This is a genomic window from Streptomyces sp. Rer75 (assembly GCF_013414305.1).
Taxonomy (GTDB): Bacteria; Actinomycetota; Actinomycetes; order Streptomycetales; family Streptomycetaceae; genus Streptomyces; species Streptomyces himastatinicus.
Genome location: NZ_CP058693.1, coordinates 3,006,358 through 3,026,601, shown reverse-complemented (window position 1 = coordinate 3,026,601; position 20,244 = coordinate 3,006,358). Strand labels below are relative to the sequence as shown.

The following is a 20,244-nucleotide window of genomic DNA, read 5'->3' as shown; positions in this document are numbered from 1 at the left end:
AAAGTGGTCGGCCGACGTCAGCGTGAAGTCGGGTCGGGGACAGCGTACGTCGCCTGGGTGTACCTCAAAGCGATCATGCAGGCTGCGGTTGAGGACAAGCGTCTGTTGCGCAATCCGTGCAAGGGCAGCAGTTCGATCAAGCCACCGAAGAGGCCGGAGCGTAAGGCGCGCGCCTGGCAGCAGGATCGTGTGGACGCGGTTCGTAAGGAGCTGCCGGATCGGTATCGGATCGGGCTCGACCTCGGCGTGGGCTGTGGGCTCCGGCAGGGTGAGGCGTTCGCCTTCAGCCCCGACGATATCCGGGGCGACTTCGTACACGTCGAGCGGCAGATCCTCCGGTACAAATCGCAGCTCTACTTCGGGCCGCCGAAGGGTGGCGAGGAGCGCGACGTACCGCTGGCCCCGGCCCTGGCGGCAAGGATATGCGATCACCAGGAACGATTCGTTCCCATCGAGGTCACTCTGCCGTGGCTGGACCCAGAGGAGCCGGACCTGCTGCGGGAGCAGCGCCGAAAGGTAACGGTGTCGTTGCTGGTCTACTCGACCCGGCATGGGCCGATCAACCGGTCAACCTGGAACACCAAGACGTGGAAGCCCGCGCTTGCGGCGGCCGGAGTCATACCGCCGCTCCCGCAGCAGGGCGAGGGCGAGAAGGCCACCCGCGTGTGGGCGCCGAGCCGAGAGCACGGCTTCCACGTGCTCCGTCATACGTACGCGTCGGTCATGCTCGAAGCAGGCGAGTCGATCGTGTCGCTCGCGAAGTGGCTGGGGCACTCCGATACCGCCTTCACGCTCCGCACCTACACTCACTTCATGCCGCAGGCCGGAGCGCGCGGCCTCGCCGCCATCGAGTCCTGGTTGACGGACGCGGCGTAAAGTCCCTGAGATGTCCCAGGCGGCGCGTCTCAGTGCCAGGAGGCGGAAAAATAGCGGGTCAGAGCTTGATCGACCCTGGAGCGGGACAGAACCCGGCGTACAGGCCGACTCGTCCGCCGCCGTCTGCGACGTCAGGGTGCCACCTCTGCGGTGGCGAGCCGGTCCACCACCCCCTGGTAGTGGGTCAGGCCGTGGTCGACCCATTGTTGGGCGCTTTCGCGGGCCGTCCTGCCGTAGGTGCCCGGCCGGTCGCGCACGCCGTGGGCCAGCATGAGGTCGACGAGGTCGACGAGATGGTCACCGGAGAGTTCGCGCTCGTAGTAGCCGGTGGAGCCGAGCATGGCGTCCAGCGGGTGGTCGTACGGGGCGCCCGTGGTGAGCAGGAAGCGGACCTGGTTTCGCAGGATGCGCAACGAATCCTCGTAGCCGTAGGGCAGCTTGGAGACGAGTGAGTCCACGCGCGTGTGCGCGAGTTCGCGGCTGACGGCTCCCCGGTCCAGCAGCAGGCGCACCTGCCGCTCCGGGTACGGGTCCGAGCGGATGGCCAGGTCGAGCAGCGTCTGACCGGCGGTGTTGACGGCGTTGATGTCGGCGCCCGCGTCGAGCAGGGACCACAGGATGCTCCAGTGTTCCTCGCCGTCGACCCGGCGGGCGGTGGGGTGGGGGCGGCCCGGGCGGTCGGCGGCGGCGAACTGGGGAGCGTTACCGAAGGACGCCTGGGCGCGCGGATCGGCGCCCGCCGCCAGCAGCGCGCCGACGGCCGCGGGCGTGCGCGCCGCCACGGCATGGTGCAGCGGTGCCGTGCCGTACTCGTCGAGGGTGTTGACGTCGGCGCCCTCGCCGATCGCGGTACGCAGCGCGGCCAGGTCTCCGGCGGCGGCCCGCAGCAGGGCGCGGGCGGCCGGGTCCGGCGTGCCGCGGGGCGGGAGTTCGAGGATCGCGAACGCCACCTCCTGGTGCGGCGGGGCGGCGCTGGCCAGCATCACGAACCGCGCCCCGGGGAGCCGTGCCGTCACATGCCCCAGGTAGGGGTCCTTCTCGAACTCCTCGGTCAGGAAGTCCATCGGGCCGAGGACGCCGCAGAGCAACTGGGCCACGGAGCGGCGCCGCGGGTCGCGTATGCCCTGGAGTCGGGCGACCCACTCGTCCTTGCCCTCGGCCACCACATCCGCGCCGAAGTCGGCCGCCTCCTCCGCCCATTCCTCCTGGTCGAGTTCCGTCAGCGACTCCTCGTCGGGGAGTTCTTCGCCGAGGAGATCCAGCGCCTCGTAGACGGAGGGCGCGACACCGATGAGGGCGAAGGAAGCGCCGTCCTCGTCCTCGTCCTCCTCGTCCGTCTCCCCGGCATCGGCGGGGGCCGGGGCGCCGAAGAATTTCGCGAGGTCCGCGTCGTCGAAGCTCATCTCGTCGTAGTCGTACTGCACCACCGCGTAGCGCCCACCGGTCAACTGCTCCCGCAGCTCCCCCGACTCGGCCTCCACCAGGCACCGCAACAGCTCATCCAGATCCATGACCGGGATTCTCACAGGGGGGTGTGACAGCGACAGCCCCTGTGAGGTCGCGGCGGTACCAGGTCCGGGGCGCCGCGGGAAGTGGCGCGGCAGACGACCCTCTCCGCGCGCCGACCCGGAACGTGGCCGTCAGGGCGAGCGCGGTCAGTGTCACTCCGGCCCAGCTGAGCCAGGTCACCGCCGCGGTGAGCGGCATCCAGGCGGTCAGCAGCCCGACGGCGACCGCGGGTGCCCCGGAGCCCCAGTAGAACAGCAGATACAGGGCGGCCCCGATCCCGGCGCGCTGCCCGGCCGGGGTCCGCGCGTCGACCGCTCGCGCGGCGCCGCTGTAGGCGAGTCCGTGCCCGATACCGGCGAGGACCGCGGAGCCGAGCGTGGCGGGCAGCGAGGCGGCCCCGGTGGACGCGAGCAGCACCAGGCTCCCGGCGAGCGCGGCGAGTCCGTACCGCTGGGCGGCGTACGCGGTACGGCGTGCACCGGCGAGCTGGGCCAGCAGCGACCACACGAGGACGCTTCCCAACACCCCGCCGGCCAGGGCCGGATGGTCGCCGTGCGGGGTCTGTTCGAGCAGCGCGGGCAGGAGGGCGAGGTAGATGCCGACGACGGCCCAGGCGAGGAACCCGGTCAGCCCGGCGATGAGGAAGAGCGCCCGGAGGGCCGGTGGGATGTGCGGGCGGGTGGGGCGCCACCGGCGCCGCGCCCGCGCCCCTGCCCCGCCGGTGGTCATCGGTCCGGGCACGGTCCGGCGCAGCCGGTGCCACACCCATGCCAGCAGGGTCAGATGCAGCACGTACGGAGTGGTCAGCGTGCCCGGGACGTACTCGGCGAGCACGCCCGAGGCCACCGGCCCCAGGGCGGTGCCCGCCGCGAAGGCGAGACCCGCGAGCAGTGGTCCGGCGACGCGGGCCGTGGGGCTGCGGTGCCGGGCGATGAGCGCCTGCGCCGCTCCGGTCGCGGCGCCCAGGGCCAGCGCGTGGCCGACCCGCCCGGTGAAGAGCCAGACCGGGCTGTCGGCGAGGAGGAAGCAGCACGAGCCCGCGGCGGCGAGCAGCACGCTCAACCGCAGCACCGGCCGGTCGCCGACGAGGTCCGCCGCGGGTCCGCACAGCAGCAGCGCCGGTCCGCTGACCAGCGCGAACGTCGCAAAGAGCAGGGTCATCACCAGGTCGTCGTAGCCGAAGAGCCGCTGGTAGTCGGGATAGAGCGGGCTGGGGAGATAGGCGCCCGCCGTCAGCACCACCACCAGGAGTACGGTGGTCCGTACCGCCCGTTCCGCCCGTTCCGACTCAACTCTGTTCGCCCGCTGATCAGCCACGTCCGCCAGTGTGGAGCCGAGCGGGCGCGAAGAAAATCAAACGGTTCTGGGCCTTACCGTGCAAACTATTTGCATGATTGACTCTCGGCTCCGGATCCTCCAGATGGTCGCCGAGCACGGCACGGTGACCGCCGCGGCGCAGGCGCTGCACTACACGCCGTCCGCCGTCTCCTACCAACTGCGCCAGCTCGCCGCCGAGGTGGGAACGGACCTGGTGGTGCAGCAAGGCCGCGGCATCCGTCTGACGAACGCGGCCCGCATCCTGCTGCGCCACGCGGAGCGGCTCCAGGAACAGTGGGAGCGAGCACGGGCCGAGCTGGCCGCCGCCGGGACCGAGCCCACCGGGCAGGTCACCCTGTGCGGGTTCTCCACCGCGGCCAGCCGACTGCTGCCGCCCGCCGCAGCCGAGCTGCGCGACGCCCACCCCCACCTCACGGTGCGGATCATCGAGGCCGAACCCGACCGCTGCTTCGACCTGTTGCTGTCGGAAGAGGCCGACCTCGCGCTGCTCGTCGTCACCGCCGACTCCCCGCCCATGACCGACCAGCGCTTCGACCAGCGGCCGCTGCTGGACGACCCGCTGGACCTGGTCGTCCCCCGGGACCACCCGCTGACCCGGCGGCAGCGCGTCACGCTGGCCGACGCCGCGCGCGAACCGTGGATCGTGGGCAACCCGGGCACGACGTACCACCAGTTGGTGCTCGCCGCCTGCATGAGCGCGGGCTTCACGCCCCACATCGCCCACCACGCGGACGAGTGGGGCACCGGAACCGCCCTGGTCGCCCATGGCTTCGGCGTCATCCTCGTGCCGCGCCTGGCGCAGCTGAGCGAGGAGTCGCTGGTGGCGCGCATCCCGCTGCACGGTGAACCGGCCCCGGCCCGCCGCATCATGGCCGTCACCCGCCTCGGGGCCAGGGAGATACCCGTCCTCACCCACGCCGTCGAGACGATCACCGAGGCCGCCACGCGAGCCCTGTAAGCCGCCACCCAGGCGACCACTGGCCGGTTCCGGCCCGTATGGCCACCGGTGCCGTGGAGTGGCCGGTCAACGCGGCCCGCAATCCGCTGCTGCGGGCGCCCGACGGGAGCCAGGTGCACTAAACGACGGCCACTCGGACCTCCCCGGGCCGCTGTGCCACGGTGTCATCGACAAGAAGGGCGAGATCCACCTCGTCGGCAACGGCCGTGCCAACCACACGGGCCCCGGCGACAACGACGTCCTGAACGCGGTCATCAACGAGACCGAGCCGCCGTCCGACAACGAGGCCGACAAGGACGGCAACGCCCGCTTCTACGGCTTCGAATGCGTCAACCTCGGCGACGGCGAGGACCCGTGGCCGGAGGCACAGAAGGCGCCGACTTCTTCCGTAACGGCCGGGAGAGCAAGATCACCACGGCCATGGGGGAGCGTCTCGTGGCCGAGGGCTGCGACCACTACGAGGAGGGCCCCGGCCCGGAGTGGACGGGCGCCGACAAGAAGTCGTACGCGGCGTGGCAGCGGAAGCTGGGCTTCTCCGGCGATGACGCCGACGGCATCCCGGGCAAGAAGAGCTGGGACGAGCTGCGCGTACCACAGGACTAGCCATCCGGTGACACCCCCTTGGGCCTCGCGCCACGGCGCGAGGCCCTTCCCGTGCCCCCGGCCGATCAGTCGAGGCAGAACTCGTTGCCCTCGGGGTCGGCCATCACGAGGTGCCCGGTGAACAGCGGGGGAGCGGGCTCGTGGCGCTCCAGCCGGGTGGCGCCGCGGGAGACCAGCCGTTCGGCCTCCGCCTCCAGGGCCGCCATCCGCGCGTCCCCTTCGAGGCCGGGGGCGGCCCGTACGTCGAGGTGCACGCGGTTCTTGGCCCGCTTGCCCTCCGGCACCCGCTGGAAGAACAGCCGCGGCCCGGCGCCCTCCGGGTCGACCAGGGCCGAGGCGTCGTTGCGTCTCTCGGGCGGCACGCCCATCGCCTCCAGGGCCTGGTCCCACGAGTCGAAGCCCTCGGGCGCGTCCTGCACCCGGTAGGCCAGGGCCTCGGCCCAGAACGCGGCCAGCCCGGCCGGGTCGGCACAGTCGAAGGTGATCTGAACGTCGCGGGCCATCTCAGCTCGCCTCCCGTCGGGTCCGGTGGGTGTGCAGATGGAGATCGCGCAGCAGACACACCTCGGACAGATGGTGGATCATCTCGCGGTTGATGTGCAGCACGAGCGCCGCCATCGGATGGTCGGCGTACGGACCCTCCGCCGTCCCGCACGGGCGGGCGAGGCCGGATTCGCCGAGGGACTCCACCCCCGCCTGCCAGGTGGCGTACTCCGCGTCGAGCTGGGCCAGCGCCTCGGCCGCGGTCGCGGCGTACGCAAACGACTGGTAGTCGGTGGGCGTACGGCCGAAGTGCGCGGCGTTACGCATCGCCAGGACGCCGACGATCACGTGCCCGAGGCGCCAGGCGATCGTCGAGAACGGCGGCGGGTCGGGCTCCGGCATGGCGAAGTCGATGGTCATCGCGCCGGACCCGGCCTGCACCGGGGCGCTGCCGGTGCCGCGCGGGCGCACGTTCCAGCAGCCGGGCACCGGCTCCCAGAAGTACTCGTCGTCGGTGAGTCCGTCGAGACGGTCGCGCAGCTGGTACGTCCAGTGCCAGCCGATCTGGTCTCGCAGCAGGGTGTTCCACGTCTGGTCGGTCATGAGTGCAGCGTGGCGCAGATAGCGGACAGCTTCCTTCCGTGATCGGTGGAACGATGAGGACATGACCGTAGAGGGGACGACCGAACGGGTGCTGCGCCTGCTGGCGCTGCTCCAGCGCCGGGCGTCGTGGACCGCCAGCGAACTCTCCGCCGAGCTGGGCGTCACCGACCGCTCGGTGCGCCGCGACGTGGAGCGGCTGCGCGCGCTCGGCTACCCCGTCCACGCGACGGCGGGCGTCGGCGGCGGCTACCAGCTCGGCGCGGGCACCCGGCTGCCGCCGCTGCTCCTCGACGACGAGGAGGCGATCGCGACCGCGGTGTCCCTGCGGCTGGCGTCCGGCGGCACGGTCGCCGGGGCGGGCGAGGCCGCGCTGCGGGCGCTCGCCAAGCTCGACCAGGTGATGCCGCCCCGACTGCGGGCCGAGGTACGCGCGGTGCACGGCGCCACCGAGACCCTGGTCGGCCCCGGCGTCGAGATCGACGCGGAACTGCTGGTGACCCTCGCCCGGGCCTGCCGCGACGCGGTGCGGGTGCGGTTCCGCTACGCCGCCCGCGGCGGCGAGGAGCGCGAGCGCACGGTCGAGCCGGTACGGATGGTCACCACCGGCCGCCGCTGGTACCTGATGGCCTGGGACACCGACCGCGACGACTGGCGCACCTTCCGCCTGGACCGGATGCGCGAGGTGACGGCCACGACCTGGCGCTTCCGGCCGAGGGAGCACCCCGACCCGGTGGCCTATGTGCAGCAGTCGGTGACCGGGGCGCCGTACCGGTACGTCGCCCGGGTCCGGCTGCACGCCGCGCCCGCCCGCGTGCGCGAGCTGGTACCGCCCCAGGTGGGCCGCGTCGAGGACGACCGCGACGGCTGGTGCGTGCTCGTCGCGGGCGGCGACAACCTGGACTGGCTCGCCGTCCACGTGGCCCGCCTGGGCATCGAGGCGGAGATCCTGGACCCCCCGGAACTGCGAGAAGCCGCCGCCCGCCTGGCCCACCGCATAGCGTCGATGGCCGCGCCCAGCTGACGCCCCGACCCCCACGGCCGGGCCGCCCTCCTGCCGGACCGCGTCCGGCCCGCCCCCCCCGGCCTGGGAGCCGCGGCCCGGGGGGCCAAAAATGCGCTGCCGCCGCGAGGTGGCTGCGCTATCGTGGCGGCGTCCTGTTGTCTCCGATAGAGGTGGACGTTGCGCATCTGAGGTTCGCGATCATCGCGCGGTACGGCGTTGCCGTACGCGTGGATGCGACCTCGGTGCATGAGCCGTCCCTCACCCCGACAGGCCCCGCACCCCCGCCGCCCCTCCCGGCCCGGCCGCCGCGTGGTGCTCGCATACGACGCCCTTGTCCCAGCGCTGACGACTGCGAGAATCACCATGGCCGAAACCACCACGCCCGGCGCCGCCGTGACCTGCTCCAATCTCTCCTTCCAGTGGCCCGACGGCACCCCGCTCTTCGACGGGCTGTCCCTCAGTGTCGGCCGGGGCCGTACCGGGCTCGTCGGCACCAACGGCACCGGAAAGTCCACCCTGTTGCGGCTGCTGGCCGGTCAACTGCGCCCCGCCAGCGGGTCGGTGACCATCGGCGGCAGCCTCGCCTATCTGCCGCAGAACATCACCCTCGACACCGCGCTCCGCGTCGACCGGGCGCTGGGCATCGCCGAGCGGCGCGCCGCGCTGGGGGCCATCGAGGCCGGGGACGTCCGCCCGGAACACTTCGAGACGGTCGGCGACGACTGGGACGTCGAGGAACGGGCGCTGGCGACACTCGGCTCGCTCGGGCTCGGCGGTCTCGAACTCGACCGCACCGTGGGCGAGATGTCCGGCGGGGAGACCGTACTGCTGCGGCTGGCCGCGCTGCTGCTGGAGCGCCCCGACGTGCTGCTGCTCGACGAGCCGACCAACAACCTCGACCTGTTCGCGCGGCGCAGGCTCTACGAGGCCGTCGACTCCTGGCGCTCCGGAGTGCTGATCGTCGTCAGCCACGACCGCGACCTGCTGGAGCGGGTCGACCGCATCGCCGAGCTGCGGTCCGGGGAGGTGAGCTGGTACGGGGGCGGCTGGTCCGCGTACCAGGAGGCCCTGGCCGTCCAGCAGGAGGCGGCCGGGAGGGCGCTGCGGGCCGCCGAGGCGGACGTCCGCAAACAGAAGCGCGAAATGGAGGAGAACCAGATCAAGCTGGCCCGCCGGGAGCGGCGCGGCAAGAAGATGGAGGCCGAGCGGCGTGTCCCGCGCATCGTCGCGGGCAACCGCAAACGCGCCGCCCAGGAGTCGGCTGCCGGGCTCCGCGGGGTGCACGAGGACCGGCTGCGGGAGGCGCGCGAGCGGCGCGAGGAGGCCGCGGAGGCGGTCCGCGAGGACGCCGAGATCCGGGTGGACCTGCCCCACACCGCCGTCCCCGCGGGCCGCACCGTGCTGAGCCTGAGCGCGCTGCGGCCCCGCCACGGGCGGCTGCGCGGCGGCGACCTCCGGGTGCACGGCCCCGAACGCATCGCGCTGGTCGGCCGTAACGGGGCAGGGAAGACGACGCTCCTGCGCACCCTCGCCGGGGAGCTGGCCCCGCTGTCCGGGGAGGCCAGGGCGTTCGTACCGCTGCGGTTCCTGCCGCAGCGCCTGGACGTGCTGGACGACGGGCTGAGCGTCGCGGCGAACGTGTCCCGCAGGGCGCCCGGCGTCAGCGACAACCACATCCGCTCCCAGCTCGCCCGGTTCCTGTTCAAGGGGGCGCGCGCCGAACAGCCCGCGGGCACCCTCTCCGGCGGTGAGCGCTTCCGGGCCGCCCTCGCGGCCACCATGCTCGCCGCCCCGGCCCCGCAGCTGCTGATGCTGGACGAGCCCACCAACAACCTCGACCTGGCCAGTGTGCGCCAGCTGACCGGCGCGCTCGCGTCGTACCGGGGCGCGCTGCTGATCGCCGGTCACGACCTGCCGTTCCTCGCGTCGGTCGGCATCACCCGCTGGCTGCTCGTCGGCGAGGAGCTGCGGGAGACGTCCGCCGAGGAGGTGCATGCGCTGCTGGAGGAGTCGGAGCCGGACGAAGGGCCGCAAGACATCCCCTAGGTACCCTCGTTGCCGCGCAGCTCCTCCACCGCGGTGCGGGCGGCGGCGCCGATGACCGCGTCCGCGCGCGGCAGTCGGCTGTCGGCGCGCGCCGCCTGGGTGAACACCACGGCGGTGTACGCGCTGCCGTCGGCGAGTTCGACCACCCCGGCCTCGTGGCGCATCGACCCGAACGTCCCGGTCTTCCCCGACACCGTCACGTCGTCGTACGGAAACCCGGAGGCGAGCCGGTGCGTCCACGGCTGCCTGCCCATGACGTCGCGCATGAACGCGCAGGCGTCGGCGGAGGCCGCCCGGCCGGTCCAGATGGCCCGCAGCAGCCGGGCCATGTCCGCGGGCGTGGCGGAGGACTTGAGGAGGGGGCCGTAGACGGCGAGGGGAACGGTCGTGTCGTTGTCCGCGAGGCGCCGCATCGCCGCGCTCAGCGACTCGGCCCCGGTCTCCGCCATCAGCTGCGCGAACGTGGTGGCGACACCGCCGTGGATGCGGGTGTCCGGCATGTCGAGGTCCCGGCACACCTCGTCGACGGCCGCGGTGCCGACCCGGCGCAGCAGCACGTCGGCGGCGGTGTTGTCGGACACGCTCATCATGAGGGTGACCAGGTCGCGCAGGGAGACGGTGATGTCGTCGCGCAGGATGGAGATGCCGGTGGGGCCGGGTATCCGGTCCGACGGGCCGAGCGTCATCCGCTCGGACGGATCGAGCGTCCCGGCGTCCACGAGCCGCCAGAACGCGACCATCAGCGGCACCTTGTAGACGGAGCCCACCGGGACCGGTTCGTCGGGGTCGATCGCCACGCACGCCTCGGGGCGGCGCAGATCGGCCACGTGCAGCCAGCCGCGGACACCGGCGTCGGCGAACAGGCCGCGGATCGTGCGCTGCGCCCGGGCCTCCCACCCTTGGGGCCCGCTCATCGCGCCGCCCGTGCCGATGCCACGTCGAGGGACGCCGCCTGCAACGACAGGGCCTCCACCAGCAACCGTGCCGTCCGCTCGGTCTCCTCGCCGTCCGGCTGCCGGGAGTCCCACACCACCCGCAGCCGCAGGGGCAGCGGCGGGTCGACGGCCCGGGTGCGCTCGATGCCGTCGGCGGTCAGCGTGGGGTCGGCCGTGACCAGCACCGCCTGACCCGCCGCCACGAGGGCGAGCCCGGCGCGTTCGTCGGAGACCGTGACGGTCTCCACGCGCCGCCCGCGGCTGGCCAGGGTGTCGACGAACAGGTCGTACGCCGCCGGAGCCTCCTCCCGCGGGCGCACGGCCACGGGCAGCCGACGGCCGCCACGCCCTGCGGGGCCGCCACGCCCTGCGGGGCCGTCGGGGTCGTCGGTGGGCGAGAGCAGCCAGGTGGGGAAGAGCACCACCCGCCCGGCCGCCAGCCCGTGCAGCACCGCCGGGTGCTGCACCACCGCGATGTCGAGCCGCCCCGCCGCGGTCTCGGACAGCAGCGTGGCGGTCGGCGCCGTCACCACCGCGAGACGGCCGCGCTCCCCGGCCCGGACCGGCGCGGAGGCCACCGCCGCCGCGACCCGCGGGGGCACCTCGGGGGCCAGCCCGAGCCGCAGCCGCCGCCCGTCGGCCCGTTCGCGGGCCCCGGCCTCCCGCAGCTCCGCCAGCGCGGCCAGCGCGCGGCGGGCGTGCGGCAGCAGCAGGGCGCCCTCGTCGGTGAGGGCGACGCCCCGGGTGCGGTCGAAGAGGCGTACGCCCAGCAGCGCTTCCAGCCGGCGAAGCCCCTGCGACAGCGGTGGCTGGGTGATGCCCACGCGCTGCGCGGCGGCGCCGAAGTGCTGCTCCTCCGCCAGCGCGACAAAGATTTCCACGTGCCGTTCGGTCAGCAACGAGCCCCCCTGACATGCCCGGATATCCAAATGGAATCACGCGGAAGTCGAGAGTGTATTCGACATGGCGAACGGCCGCGGTCTTCACTGACGGCGTGCGACTCCGGCACGACTCCCGTCACACCACGAGAAACGAGGACCGCCCGTGCAGCACATCACCACACCCCCTGCCCCGTCCCGCCGCCGAGTGCTGGCCCTGGGCGCCGGTACGGCGCTGGCCGCCCTGGTGGCCGTACCGGGCACCGCGTCCGCCGCGTCCGCCGCGGACATCACCCGGCAACTGCGGGCACTCGAGGAGGAGTACGCGGCCAGGCTGGGCGTGTTCGCGTTCGACCCGGCCACGGCGGCGACGGTGGCGTACCGCGCCGGGGAGCGCTTCCCGATCTGCTCCGTGTTCAAGGCGCTCGCCGCCGCGGCGGTCCTGCGCGACCTCGACCGCGATGGCGAATTCCTCGCCAAGCGCGTCCACTACACCGAGGAGTTCGTCCGCAAGGCGGGCTTCGCCCCGGTCACGGGCAAGCCGGAGAACATCGCGGGCGGGCTGACCGTCGAGCAGCTGTGCGCCGCCGCCGTGAGCGAAAGCGACAACGCCGCCGGGAACCTGCTGCTCCAAGACCTGGGCGGGCCGACGGCCATCACCCGCTTCTGCCGTTCCCTCGGCGACGGGACGACCCGGCTCGACCGCTGGGAGCCGGAGCTGAACACGGCCGAGCCCTGGCGGGACACGGACACCACCAGCCCCGCCGCCATCGGGAAGACGTTCGCCCGCCTCGTCCTCGGCCGTGCGCTCACCCCCGAGGACCGCAAGCGGCTGACCGGGTGGCTGGTGGCGAACAACACCAACACCGAACGGTTCCGCAAGGGCCTGCCCGCCGACTGGGTCCTGGCGGACAAGACGGGCGGCGGCACCCAGTACGGGGTCGCCAATGACGTGGGCGTCGTCTGGCCGCCGGAGCGCACCCCGCTGGTGCTGTCGGTGCTCTCCACCAAGTACGACCCCGAGGGCCCGACGGACAACCCGCTGGTGGCCAGGGCCGCCGCCCTGGTGGCTGACGCGCTCGTCTGAGCCTGCGTGACGGCGCGTCAGATCACCGGCGGGCGGCCCAGCCTCGTCATCCGCCACACCGTGCGCCACCGCATGGGCCGCCGGGTGCCGCACGGGGTGCGGACGCCCTCCAGGAAGCCGCCCGCCCAGGCCCGCAGCCCGTCGAGGGCGCGGGTGCGGGCGAGGGTGAGGAGGGTCCACGTACCGAGGTAGACGGGGACCAGGGGCAGCGGAAGGTGGCGGCGGGCGAGCCAGACGCGGTTGCGCGCGGTCATCCGGTGGTAGACGGCGTGCCGGGCGGGGGAGGTGCGGGGGTGCTGGAGCAGCAGTTCGGGGGCGTACAGCACCTTCCATCCGGCGTCGAGCGCCCGCCAGGCGAGGTCGGTCTCCTCGTGGGTGAAGAAGAACTCGTCCGGCCAGCCGCCGATCCGCTCCAGCATCGGCACGGACAGGGCGTGTCCGCCGCCGAGGAAGGTGGTCACCTCGCCGCCGCGCATCGGGTCGCCCGCCCGGAGCCGGGGGACGTGGCGGCGCTGGGTCTCGCCGGTCTCGTCGGCGATGCGGAAGCTGACGATGCCCAGCCGTGGGTCGTCCGCGTACAGGTCGCGCACGGTACGGAACACATCGGCGTCCACGAGCAGCCCGTCGTCGTCGAGGTCGATGACGACGTCGACGTCGCCGAAGGCGCGCAGCCGCTGCCAGGCGACGTTGCGGCCGCCGGACACGCCGAGGTTCTCGTCCAGCTCGACCGCGGTCACCTCGTCCGGCATCTCGGGCAGCGGGGAGCCGTTGCCGACGACGACGATGCGGGTGGGCGGTACGTCCTGTTTCGCGACCGACTCCAGCAGGGCGGCCACCTCTCTGGGCCGGTTGCCCATGGTCAGGATGGCGACGCCCAGACGTGGTTCGGACACGGCGGAACTCCAGAGGGTTGGTTACGGTGAGGTGATCGTAACCAGACGACGAAGCGGCCTGTCGAAACACAGCGCATGTTCATCGACATACGCAAAAGCGGTCATTCGTCGAGTGCGGAGAGCGCATTCTTCGCAGCGCTGATCGCTCCGTCGCGGACCACCTTGGACGAGGGGGCCTTGTGGCTCTCGAAGTCGCCGCCGTTGTAGGTGGCCACGATGGTCGCGTTGTCCTTGCGGACGGTCACCACCGCCTCGCGCACCTGCTGGTCGTCGTCGCTGGTGAGCTTGTCGTTGACGGTCGCCTTGTCGCCGAGCCCTGACACCGGGTCGCCGGAGCCCGCGGGCGCCCGGCCGGTGATGTCGAAGCTTATGTCCAGCCAGCGGTAGTCGAAGCCGTCCAGGGCGTGCCAGGAGCAGCCGGAACGGCGGGTGAGGTCGCTGGACTTCAGCTCGTTTCCGCCGGTCTTCGCGCCCGGCACCAGCTTCTTGACCGTGGCGGCCGGGAGCGCGGTGCAGGCTTCGGCCGGCGGCCTGGAGTAGCGCCCCGCCGTGCTCGCGCCGCCTCCGCCCCCGTCCGGGGTGACCCCGGACCCGCCCCCCGTCGGTTCGGCGGCGGACGGGGTCGGGGAGGCGTCGGCCGCCTGGGGGCGCGTGTCGTCCGAGTCGCCGGAGCCGGAGGTGGTCATGGCCACGCCTGCGACGGCGAGGACGGCGACGGGCAGTATGCGGGCGACCAGGGTGAGCGGGAGAGAACGCAATGCGGTCTTCTTCGATCGTGGGCGGTCGGATCTGCGGTCGAGCTTGTGCCGATCTGGGGTCGATCTGCGGTCGAACTGTGTCGATCTGGGTCGGATCTATGGGCGGGGCTGATCTCTTGGGGTGAATTTCCGCTCGGTCACATTATTCGATCAAGCGGGGGGTTATCTACGATCGGTGACGACCCATTGCCCGTCAGCCGCGACCGATGTACGGCATCGCCGTCGCCAGTACCGTCGCGAACTGCACATTCGCCTCCAGGGGCAGCGAAGCCATATGCCGCACGGTACGTGCCACATCCGCCACGTCCATCACCGGCTCGGCCACCACCTCCCCGTTCGCCTGGAGTACACCGGCCCGCATCTGCCCGGTCATCTCCGTCTCCGCGTTGCCGATGTCGAGCTGTCCGCAGGCGATGGAGTACGCCCGCCCGTCCAGCGACAGCGACTTGGTGAGCCCCGTCAGCGCATGCTTGGTCGCCGTGTAGGCGATGCTGTGCGGGCGCGGGGCATGGGCGGAAATCGAGCCATTATTGATGATCCGTCCGCCCTGCGGATCCTGATCACGCATCAGCCGGAAGGCACCCTGTGCGCACAGGAAGGCACCCGTCAGATTGACGTCCACGACCGCCTGCCAGTCCTCGTGGCACAGGTCCTCCACCGGCACCCCGCGCGGGCCGAAGCTGCCCGCGTTGTTGAACAGCAGATCGAGGCGTCCGAAGCGGTCCCGTACGGTCGCGAAGAGCGCGTCCACCTGCTCGGGCCTGCTCACATCCGTCGGCACGGCGAGGACCGAGGGGCCGTCGCCCGCGCGCCGCGCCGTCTCCGCCAGGGTCTCCTCGCGGCGCCCCGCGAGCACCACCGACCAGCCCGACTCGTAGAGTTCGAGCGCCACCGCCCGGCCGATCCCGGAGCCCGCGCCCGTCACCACGGCGACCTTCGACACCACCGGCACACCATCGCTTCCGTTCATGGGGCGGCAGCGTACGCCACGTCACATCCCTGCTCCCGAAGGGTGTATGGCGGCAAACGTCCCATCCGGAAACGGACCTCACCGAGCCGACATGTGTGCGTCGTGTATAGGCAAGCGTGCGGCCTCCCCCTGACACTCCAATTCCTCTGACGCCACGAGCCAGGGGAGAGCACATGGCACACGCCGCACATCAGCAGGCGATACGAGCCGCGGCAGCACATCTGGGCCGCCGCCGCTTCCTCACCGTCACCGGAGCAGCCGCCGCACTGGCCTTCTCCACCAACCTGCCCAGCGCCCAGGCCGCGCAGGTACGTACGGACGCGCTCACCGAAAACCCCTTCACGCTCGGCGTGGCATCCGGCGATCCACTGCCCGACGCCGTCGTGCTGTGGACCAGACTCGCGCCCCGCGCCTACGAGCCGGGCAACGGACTGCCCGAGGAGGGCGCCGTCCGGGTCGAGTGGCAGATCGCCCGCGACGAGCACTTCCACCGGGTGGTCGGGCGCGGAACCGCCACCGCACACGCCGAGTTCAACTACACCGTGCACGTGGACGCCAAGGGGCTCGAACCCGACCGCGTCTACTGGTACCGCTTCCGGGCCGGCAAGTGGACCAGCCCCGTCGGCCGCACCCGCACCACCCCGTCGTACGGCGCCCGGGTCCGTGACATGCGCTTCGGCCTGGCGTCCTGCCAGGCGTACCACGACGGCTACTACACGGCCCTGAAGCACCTCGCGGCCGAGGACCTGGACGCCGTCTTCCACGTCGGCGACTACCAGTACGAGTACGCCGTCAGCGCGGTCGGCGGCGCCCGCAACTACACCGACCGCACCCTCCCCGCGCACTTCAACACCGAGACCATGACGCTCGGGGACTACCGGCTGCGCTACGCCCTCTACAAGTCCGACCCGGACCTCCAGGCCGCCCACGCCGCCTTCCCCTGGTTCGTCACCTGGGACGACCACGAGACCGAGAACAACTACGCGGACGACGTCGACGAGAACGGCAACCCGCCCGAGGAGTTCCTCATCCGCCGGGCCGCCGCCTACCGGGCGTACTGGGAGAACATGCCGCTGCGCATGCCGCAGCAGCCCGACGGCCCCGACATGCGGCTCTACCGGCGCTTCCACTACGGCCGGCTCGCCCAGTTCGACATCCTCGACACCCGCCAGTACCGCTCCAACCAGGCGTACGGCGACGGCTGGCAGTACCCCGGACCCGAGTCCGAGGACCCCTCCCGCACCCTCACCGGCGCCACCCAGGAGCGCTGGCTCCTGGACGGCTTCCGGCGCTCCACCGCCACCTGGAACGTCCTCCCGCAGCAGGTCACCTTCTCGCAGCGGAAGAACACCACCGCCGACCGCTCCAAGCTCTCCATGGACTCCTGGGACGGCTACCCCGCCTCCCGCTCCCGTGTCCTGGACGGCGTGCAGCAGGCGGGCATCGACAACCTCATCGTCCTGACCGGCGACGTCCACGTCCACTACGCGTTCGACATCAAGAAGGACTACAACAACCCGTCGTCCCAGACCCTGGGCGTCGAGTTCGTCGGCACGTCGGTCACCAGCGGAAAGGACGGCGCCGACAAACCGGCCAACTGGTCCACCTACATGGCCGCCAACCCGCACATGAAGTTCTACAACGGCCGCCGCGGCTATGTGACGGTCACGCTGGACGGCGATCAGGCGCGGGCCGACTACAAGACGGTCTCCGCGGTCACGACCCCGGGCGCACCGCTCACCACGGCGGCGTCGTTCGTCAGCGAAGCCGGAAACCCCGGGCTTCAGCAGGTCTGACCGGTGAGAGCCCGCGGCGCCCCAACCGGCGCCGCGGGCTCAGCCTAGCCCTCGCCCGGATAGCGGACGCCGATCTTCGATCGGGCCGTGTCCAGGGTGCGCATCACCGCCAGGGTGCCCGACAGGGGGACGAGGGGGGATTCGCGCTCGCCCGTGCGCAGGCAGCGCATCACCTCGGCCGCCTCGCGCTGGTACGCGCGCAGGCCGTCCGGTGCCGTGAACTCCTCCGGGGCGTGGCCCGGGCGGTGCAGGACGAAGTGGTCGGGGTGGAAGAAGCCGCGCGGGAACTCGATGCGGCCCGCGGAGCCCGTCACCGCCGCCGACCTGGGCGTATCGGCGGTGAGGGAACAGCTGAGGAGGGCCACCGCGCCGCTGTCCCAGCCCAGCAGCAGACCCGTGTTCACGTCCACGCCCTCCGGGGACAGCTCGGCGCGGGCCTGGACGTCCGACGGCTCGCCCAGCAGGAGGTGGGCGAAGGACACCGGGTACACGCCGAGGTCGAGCAGGGCGCCGCCGCCCTGGGCCGGGTCGCGCAGGCGGTGGGCGGGGTCGATGGGGCCGGGGAGGCCGAAGTCGGCGTGGACCGCGCGGACCTCGCCGATCGCGCCGTCCCGGACGAGGGCGGTCATGCGCCGGACGACCGGATCGCAGTACGTCCACATCGCCTCCATCAGGAAGCGGTCGTGGGTCCGGGCGAGGCCGACCAGCTCGTCCGCCTCGCGTGCGTTCAGGGTGAACGCCTTCTCGCACAGCACCGCGCGGCCCGCCTCCAGGCAGAGGCCGGCGGCGGCGCGGTGGGCCGCGTGCGGGGTAGCGACGTATATCACGTCGAGTTCGTCGTCGGCGGCCAGCTCGGCCCAGCTGCCGTAGGAGCGGGGTATCCCGAACCGTTCCGCGAACCGCTTCGCCGCCTCCCGGCTGCGCGATCCCACCGCCATGACCTGCGCGTCTTCCAGCTCCAGCAGATCTGCCGTGAACGACGCGGCGATCCCGCCGGTCGCCAGGATCCCCCACCGCACGGGCTCGCGCTTCGGTCCGGACATCCTCACCCCTGGCTTATTCGGTCGTGAGCACTCCAATTCAGCTGAGAGCATAGACAACGATTCAACGACTCATGGAAGGCAAGCATGCAGCAGCCCGGCCTCACGGCCGCCGCTCCCGACCGGGCCCACAGACCCGACACTTCTTCTCCATCCCCCTCCTCCTCCGCCGCGCCCCAGGCCACCGCGTCCCTGACCGCACAGCGCCGCGCGAGCCTCCTGGTCACCTTCGTCCTCGGCGGGCTCACCGCTCTCCCCGCCCTCTCGATGGACATGTACCTCCCGGCCCTGCCGGAGGTCACCGACGCGCTCCACAGCTCCGCCGCCAGCGCCCAGCTCACCCTCACCGCCTGTCTGATGGGCATGGCGCTCGGCCAGCTCGTCGTCGGCCCGATGAGCGACAAGTGGGGCCGCCGCCGTCCCCTCCTCATCGGCATGGTGATCTACGTCATCGCCACCGCCATCTGCGCCTTCGCGCCCACCGCCGGGACGCTCATCGGCTTCCGGCTGCTCCAGGGGCTCGCCGGGTCGGCCGGGATCGTGATCGCCCGTGCCGTCGTCCGCGATCTGTACGACGGCATCGCGATGGCCCGCTTCTTCTCCACCCTGATGCTGATCTCCGGTGTCGCGCCCATCGCCGCGCCCGTGATCGGCGGCCAGATCCTGCGCTTCACCGACTGGCGCGGCGTCTTCGTCGTCCTGACGGTGATCGGCGCCCTGCTCACCCTCGTCGTCTGGCGCTTCCTGCGCGAGACCCTGCCCCCGGAGCGCCGCCACGACGGCGGGCTCGGTGAGACGCTGCGGACCGTGCGCGGGCTGCTCGCCGACCGCGTCTTCACCGGCTACATGCTCGCGGGCAGCTTCGCCTTCGCGGCCCTCTTCGCCTATGTCTCCGGTTCGTCCTTCGTCGTCCAGGAGATCTACGGCGCCTCGCCGCAGACCTTCAGCCTGCTGTTCGGGCTCAACTCGATCGGCCTCATCGGCATGGGCCAGGTCAACGGCCGGATCCTCGTCGGCCGCGTCAGCATGGACAAGGTGCTCGGCGTGGGGCTGACGACGATCGCCCTCGCGGCGACCGCGCTGCTGGCCCTGTCCGCCGGGGTCTTCGGCGACGTCGGTCTGGTGCCGGTCGCGGCCTGCCTGTTCGTGCTGATGTCGTCGATGGGCCTGGCCATGCCGAACACCAACGCCCAGGCGCTGATGCGCACCCCGCACGCCGCCGGTTCCGCGTCCGCGCTGCTCGGCACCTCCACCTTCCTGCTCGGGGCCGTCGCCTCGCCGCTGGTGGGGATCGCGGGCGAGACCACGGCCGTGCCGATGGCCGTCGTCCAGCTGGTGTGCGCGCTGGCCGCCATGGGCTGCTTCGTGGGACTCTGCCGCCCGTGGCAGCGACGCACCAAGCAGAGCGTGACGGTGGCCTGACCCGCCTTCTGCGCACCGTGGAGGCGCTCCCCGAGCGGGAGCGCCCCTGGTGCGCGGGCGCGGTGGTGACCGCCGGGACGGGCGCCGGGCCCCTGGCGGAGGGCGCCTTCGGCTGGGCGGTGCGGTACGCCGCGTACGACCGCGAGCTGCCGCGCGCGCGGTGGGTCCCGACGCACGCCGATACGGTCTTCGACCTCGCCTCGCTGACGAAGCTGTTCACCGCGATCGTGGCGGTGGGCGCGCTGGAGCGCGGTGAGATCGAGCTGGACGCCCCGGTCGCCTCGTACGCCCCCGAGTGCACGGCCGCCGCCGACCACGGCATCACGGTGCGGCAACTGCTCACCCACCGGTCCGGCCTGATCCCCGAGCTGCCCCTTTACGAGTACCAAGGGGACGAGGCGCGCTGGGCGCGGCTGTACGCCGAACCGCCCGCCACCCCACCCGGCACCGCCCGCCGCTACTCCGACCTCAACCTGCTGCTGATGCAGCGGGTGCTGGAGCGGGCGACCGGCGGCTCGCTGGCCGACCTCGTCCACGACCGCGTCACCGGCCCGCTGGCCATGGCGTCCACCCGCTTCCGCCCGCCCCACGCCTGGCTGCCGCGCATCGCCGCGACCGAGGACCAGCGGCGCCCCTGGGGCAAGCTCGACCGGGGCATGCTGCGGGGCGTGGTGCACGACGAGAACGCGTACGCGCTCGGCGGCGTCGCGGGCCACGCCGGGCTCTTCTCGACCGCGGCCGACCTGGCGACGCTGTGCCGCGCGCTGCTGGCGGGCGGTGGGCCGGTGCTCTCGCCCGCCTCCGTGGACCTGATGCTGGCCGCGCCCGGGCTGGGCTTCGAGGTCGACCAGCCGTGGTTCATGGGCGAGTTGGCGGGCCGCGGCGCGGCCGGGCACACCGGCTTCACGGGCACCAGCCTGGTGCTGGACCGCTCCCGGGACTGCTACCTGATCCTGCTGGCCACCACGGTCCACCCCCGCCGCCGCCCGGGAGACAGCGCACCCCGCGCGGCGGCGGCCACCGCCCTGGCCCGCGCCCTGGGCTGA

18 protein-coding genes and 1 pseudogene are annotated in these 20,244 nt (G+C 72.5%); 9 read left to right on the top strand and 10 right to left on the bottom strand.

Features of this window, described 5'->3' with window-relative positions; genetic code table 11:
• Positions 1-57 precede the first annotated feature (57 nt).
• Positions 58-876: a site-specific integrase gene (locus tag HYQ63_RS12705; protein WP_257231812.1), complete on the top strand. Its 819-nt coding sequence runs from the start codon at positions 58-60 to the stop codon at positions 874-876.
• Positions 877-1,007: 131 nt separating this feature from the next.
• On the opposite strand, the gene HYQ63_RS12700 is transcribed toward HYQ63_RS12705, so the two are convergent.
• Both HYQ63_RS12700 and HYQ63_RS12695 read right to left on the bottom strand, forming a co-directional pair.
• Complete coding sequence (locus HYQ63_RS12700; RefSeq protein WP_179933919.1) at positions 1,008-2,387, bottom strand: ankyrin repeat domain-containing protein; 1,380 nt, start codon at positions 2,385-2,387, stop codon at positions 1,008-1,010.
• Entirely contained in the window at positions 2,374-3,702 is a 1,329-nt protein-coding gene (locus HYQ63_RS12695; protein ID WP_257231811.1) for an MFS transporter, read from the bottom strand. The genes HYQ63_RS12700 and HYQ63_RS12695 overlap by 14 nt, the downstream gene beginning before the upstream one ends.
• Before the next feature lie 73 nt (positions 3,703-3,775).
• Here HYQ63_RS12695 and HYQ63_RS12690 point away from each other — a divergent pair, with 73 nt between their 5' ends.
• Entirely contained in the window at positions 3,776-4,681 is a 906-nt protein-coding gene (locus HYQ63_RS12690; RefSeq protein WP_179933918.1) for a LysR family transcriptional regulator, read from the top strand.
• Positions 4,682-4,805: 124 nt separating this feature from the next.
• Positions 4,806-5,284, top strand: a pseudogene (locus tag HYQ63_RS12685) (peptidoglycan-binding protein); the annotation flags it as partial.
• Between the two features lie 65 nt (positions 5,285-5,349).
• Here the strand turns inward: HYQ63_RS12685 and HYQ63_RS12680 are convergent.
• A complete protein-coding gene (locus tag HYQ63_RS12680; protein WP_179933917.1) occupies positions 5,350-5,787 on the bottom strand; it encodes a VOC family protein in 438 nt (145 codons plus the stop codon).
• A 1-nt stretch (position 5,788) separates the two neighbouring features.
• Complete coding sequence (locus tag HYQ63_RS12675; RefSeq protein WP_179933916.1) at positions 5,789-6,370, bottom strand: DinB family protein; 582 nt, start codon at positions 6,368-6,370, stop codon at positions 5,789-5,791.
• 61 nt (positions 6,371-6,431) lie between these two features.
• Here HYQ63_RS12675 and HYQ63_RS12670 point away from each other — a divergent pair, with 61 nt between their 5' ends.
• Together HYQ63_RS12670 and HYQ63_RS12665 are read left to right on the top strand one after the other, a co-directional pair.
• Positions 6,432-7,391 carry a YafY family protein gene (locus tag HYQ63_RS12670; protein ID WP_179933915.1) on the top strand — a complete coding sequence of 320 codons (960 nt, stop codon included), beginning with the start codon at positions 6,432-6,434 and terminating at the stop codon, positions 7,389-7,391.
• A gap of 345 nt (positions 7,392-7,736) precedes the next feature.
• Entirely contained in the window at positions 7,737-9,419 is a 1,683-nt protein-coding gene (locus HYQ63_RS12665) for an ATP-binding cassette domain-containing protein (protein ID WP_179933914.1), read from the top strand.
• On the opposite strand, the gene HYQ63_RS12660 is transcribed toward HYQ63_RS12665, so the two are convergent.
• Together HYQ63_RS12660 and HYQ63_RS12655 are read right to left on the bottom strand one after the other, a co-directional pair.
• Positions 9,416-10,333 (bottom strand): serine hydrolase, encoded by a 918-nt coding sequence (locus HYQ63_RS12660; protein ID WP_179933913.1) that lies wholly within the window; start codon positions 10,331-10,333, stop codon positions 9,416-9,418. The two genes, HYQ63_RS12665 and HYQ63_RS12660, sit on opposite strands and share 4 nt — an antisense overlap.
• Positions 10,330-11,235, bottom strand: coding sequence for a LysR family transcriptional regulator (locus HYQ63_RS12655; protein ID WP_257231810.1), 906 nt, complete (start codon positions 11,233-11,235; stop codon positions 10,330-10,332). Before HYQ63_RS12655 ends, HYQ63_RS12660 begins: the two co-directional genes overlap by 4 nt.
• Positions 11,236-11,398: 163 nt before the next feature.
• Here HYQ63_RS12655 and bla point away from each other — a divergent pair, with 163 nt between their 5' ends.
• Complete coding sequence (gene bla, locus HYQ63_RS12650) at positions 11,399-12,319, top strand: class A beta-lactamase (protein ID WP_179933911.1); 921 nt, start codon at positions 11,399-11,401, stop codon at positions 12,317-12,319.
• Between the two features lie 17 nt (positions 12,320-12,336).
• Here bla and HYQ63_RS12645 read toward each other — a convergent pair whose 3' ends face one another.
• The 3 genes from HYQ63_RS12645 to HYQ63_RS12635 form a co-directional block, all read right to left on the bottom strand.
• Positions 12,337-13,212, bottom strand: a complete 876-nt coding sequence (locus HYQ63_RS12645) for a glycosyltransferase family 2 protein (RefSeq protein ID WP_179933910.1) — start codon at positions 13,210-13,212, stop codon at positions 12,337-12,339.
• Between the two features lie 101 nt (positions 13,213-13,313).
• Complete coding sequence (locus HYQ63_RS12640; protein WP_179933909.1) at positions 13,314-13,970, bottom strand: hypothetical protein; 657 nt, start codon at positions 13,968-13,970, stop codon at positions 13,314-13,316.
• A 193-nt stretch (positions 13,971-14,163) separates the two neighbouring features.
• On the bottom strand, positions 14,164-14,940 hold the full coding sequence (locus HYQ63_RS12635; protein ID WP_179933908.1) for an SDR family oxidoreductase: 777 nt from the start codon (positions 14,938-14,940) through the stop codon (positions 14,164-14,166).
• Positions 14,941-15,113: 173 nt separating this feature from the next.
• Here HYQ63_RS12635 and HYQ63_RS12630 point away from each other — a divergent pair, with 173 nt between their 5' ends.
• A complete protein-coding gene (locus HYQ63_RS12630) occupies positions 15,114-16,736 on the top strand; it encodes an alkaline phosphatase (protein ID WP_179933907.1) in 1,623 nt (540 codons plus the stop codon).
• 44 nt (positions 16,737-16,780) lie between these two features.
• On the opposite strand, the gene HYQ63_RS12625 is transcribed toward HYQ63_RS12630, so the two are convergent.
• Positions 16,781-17,779 carry a Gfo/Idh/MocA family protein gene (locus HYQ63_RS12625; protein WP_179933906.1) on the bottom strand — a complete coding sequence of 333 codons (999 nt, stop codon included), beginning with the start codon at positions 17,777-17,779 and terminating at the stop codon, positions 16,781-16,783.
• A gap of 84 nt (positions 17,780-17,863) precedes the next feature.
• Here HYQ63_RS12625 and HYQ63_RS12620 point away from each other — a divergent pair, with 84 nt between their 5' ends.
• Together HYQ63_RS12620 and HYQ63_RS12615 are read left to right on the top strand one after the other, a co-directional pair.
• Positions 17,864-19,198, top strand: coding sequence for a multidrug effflux MFS transporter (locus tag HYQ63_RS12620; RefSeq protein WP_179933905.1), 1,335 nt, complete (start codon positions 17,864-17,866; stop codon positions 19,196-19,198).
• The gene (locus tag HYQ63_RS12615) at positions 19,159-20,244 is read left to right on the top strand and encodes a serine hydrolase domain-containing protein (RefSeq protein ID WP_373689069.1); all 1,086 of its coding nucleotides are present in this window, start codon (positions 19,159-19,161) and stop codon (positions 20,242-20,244) included. The genes HYQ63_RS12620 and HYQ63_RS12615 overlap by 40 nt, the downstream gene beginning before the upstream one ends.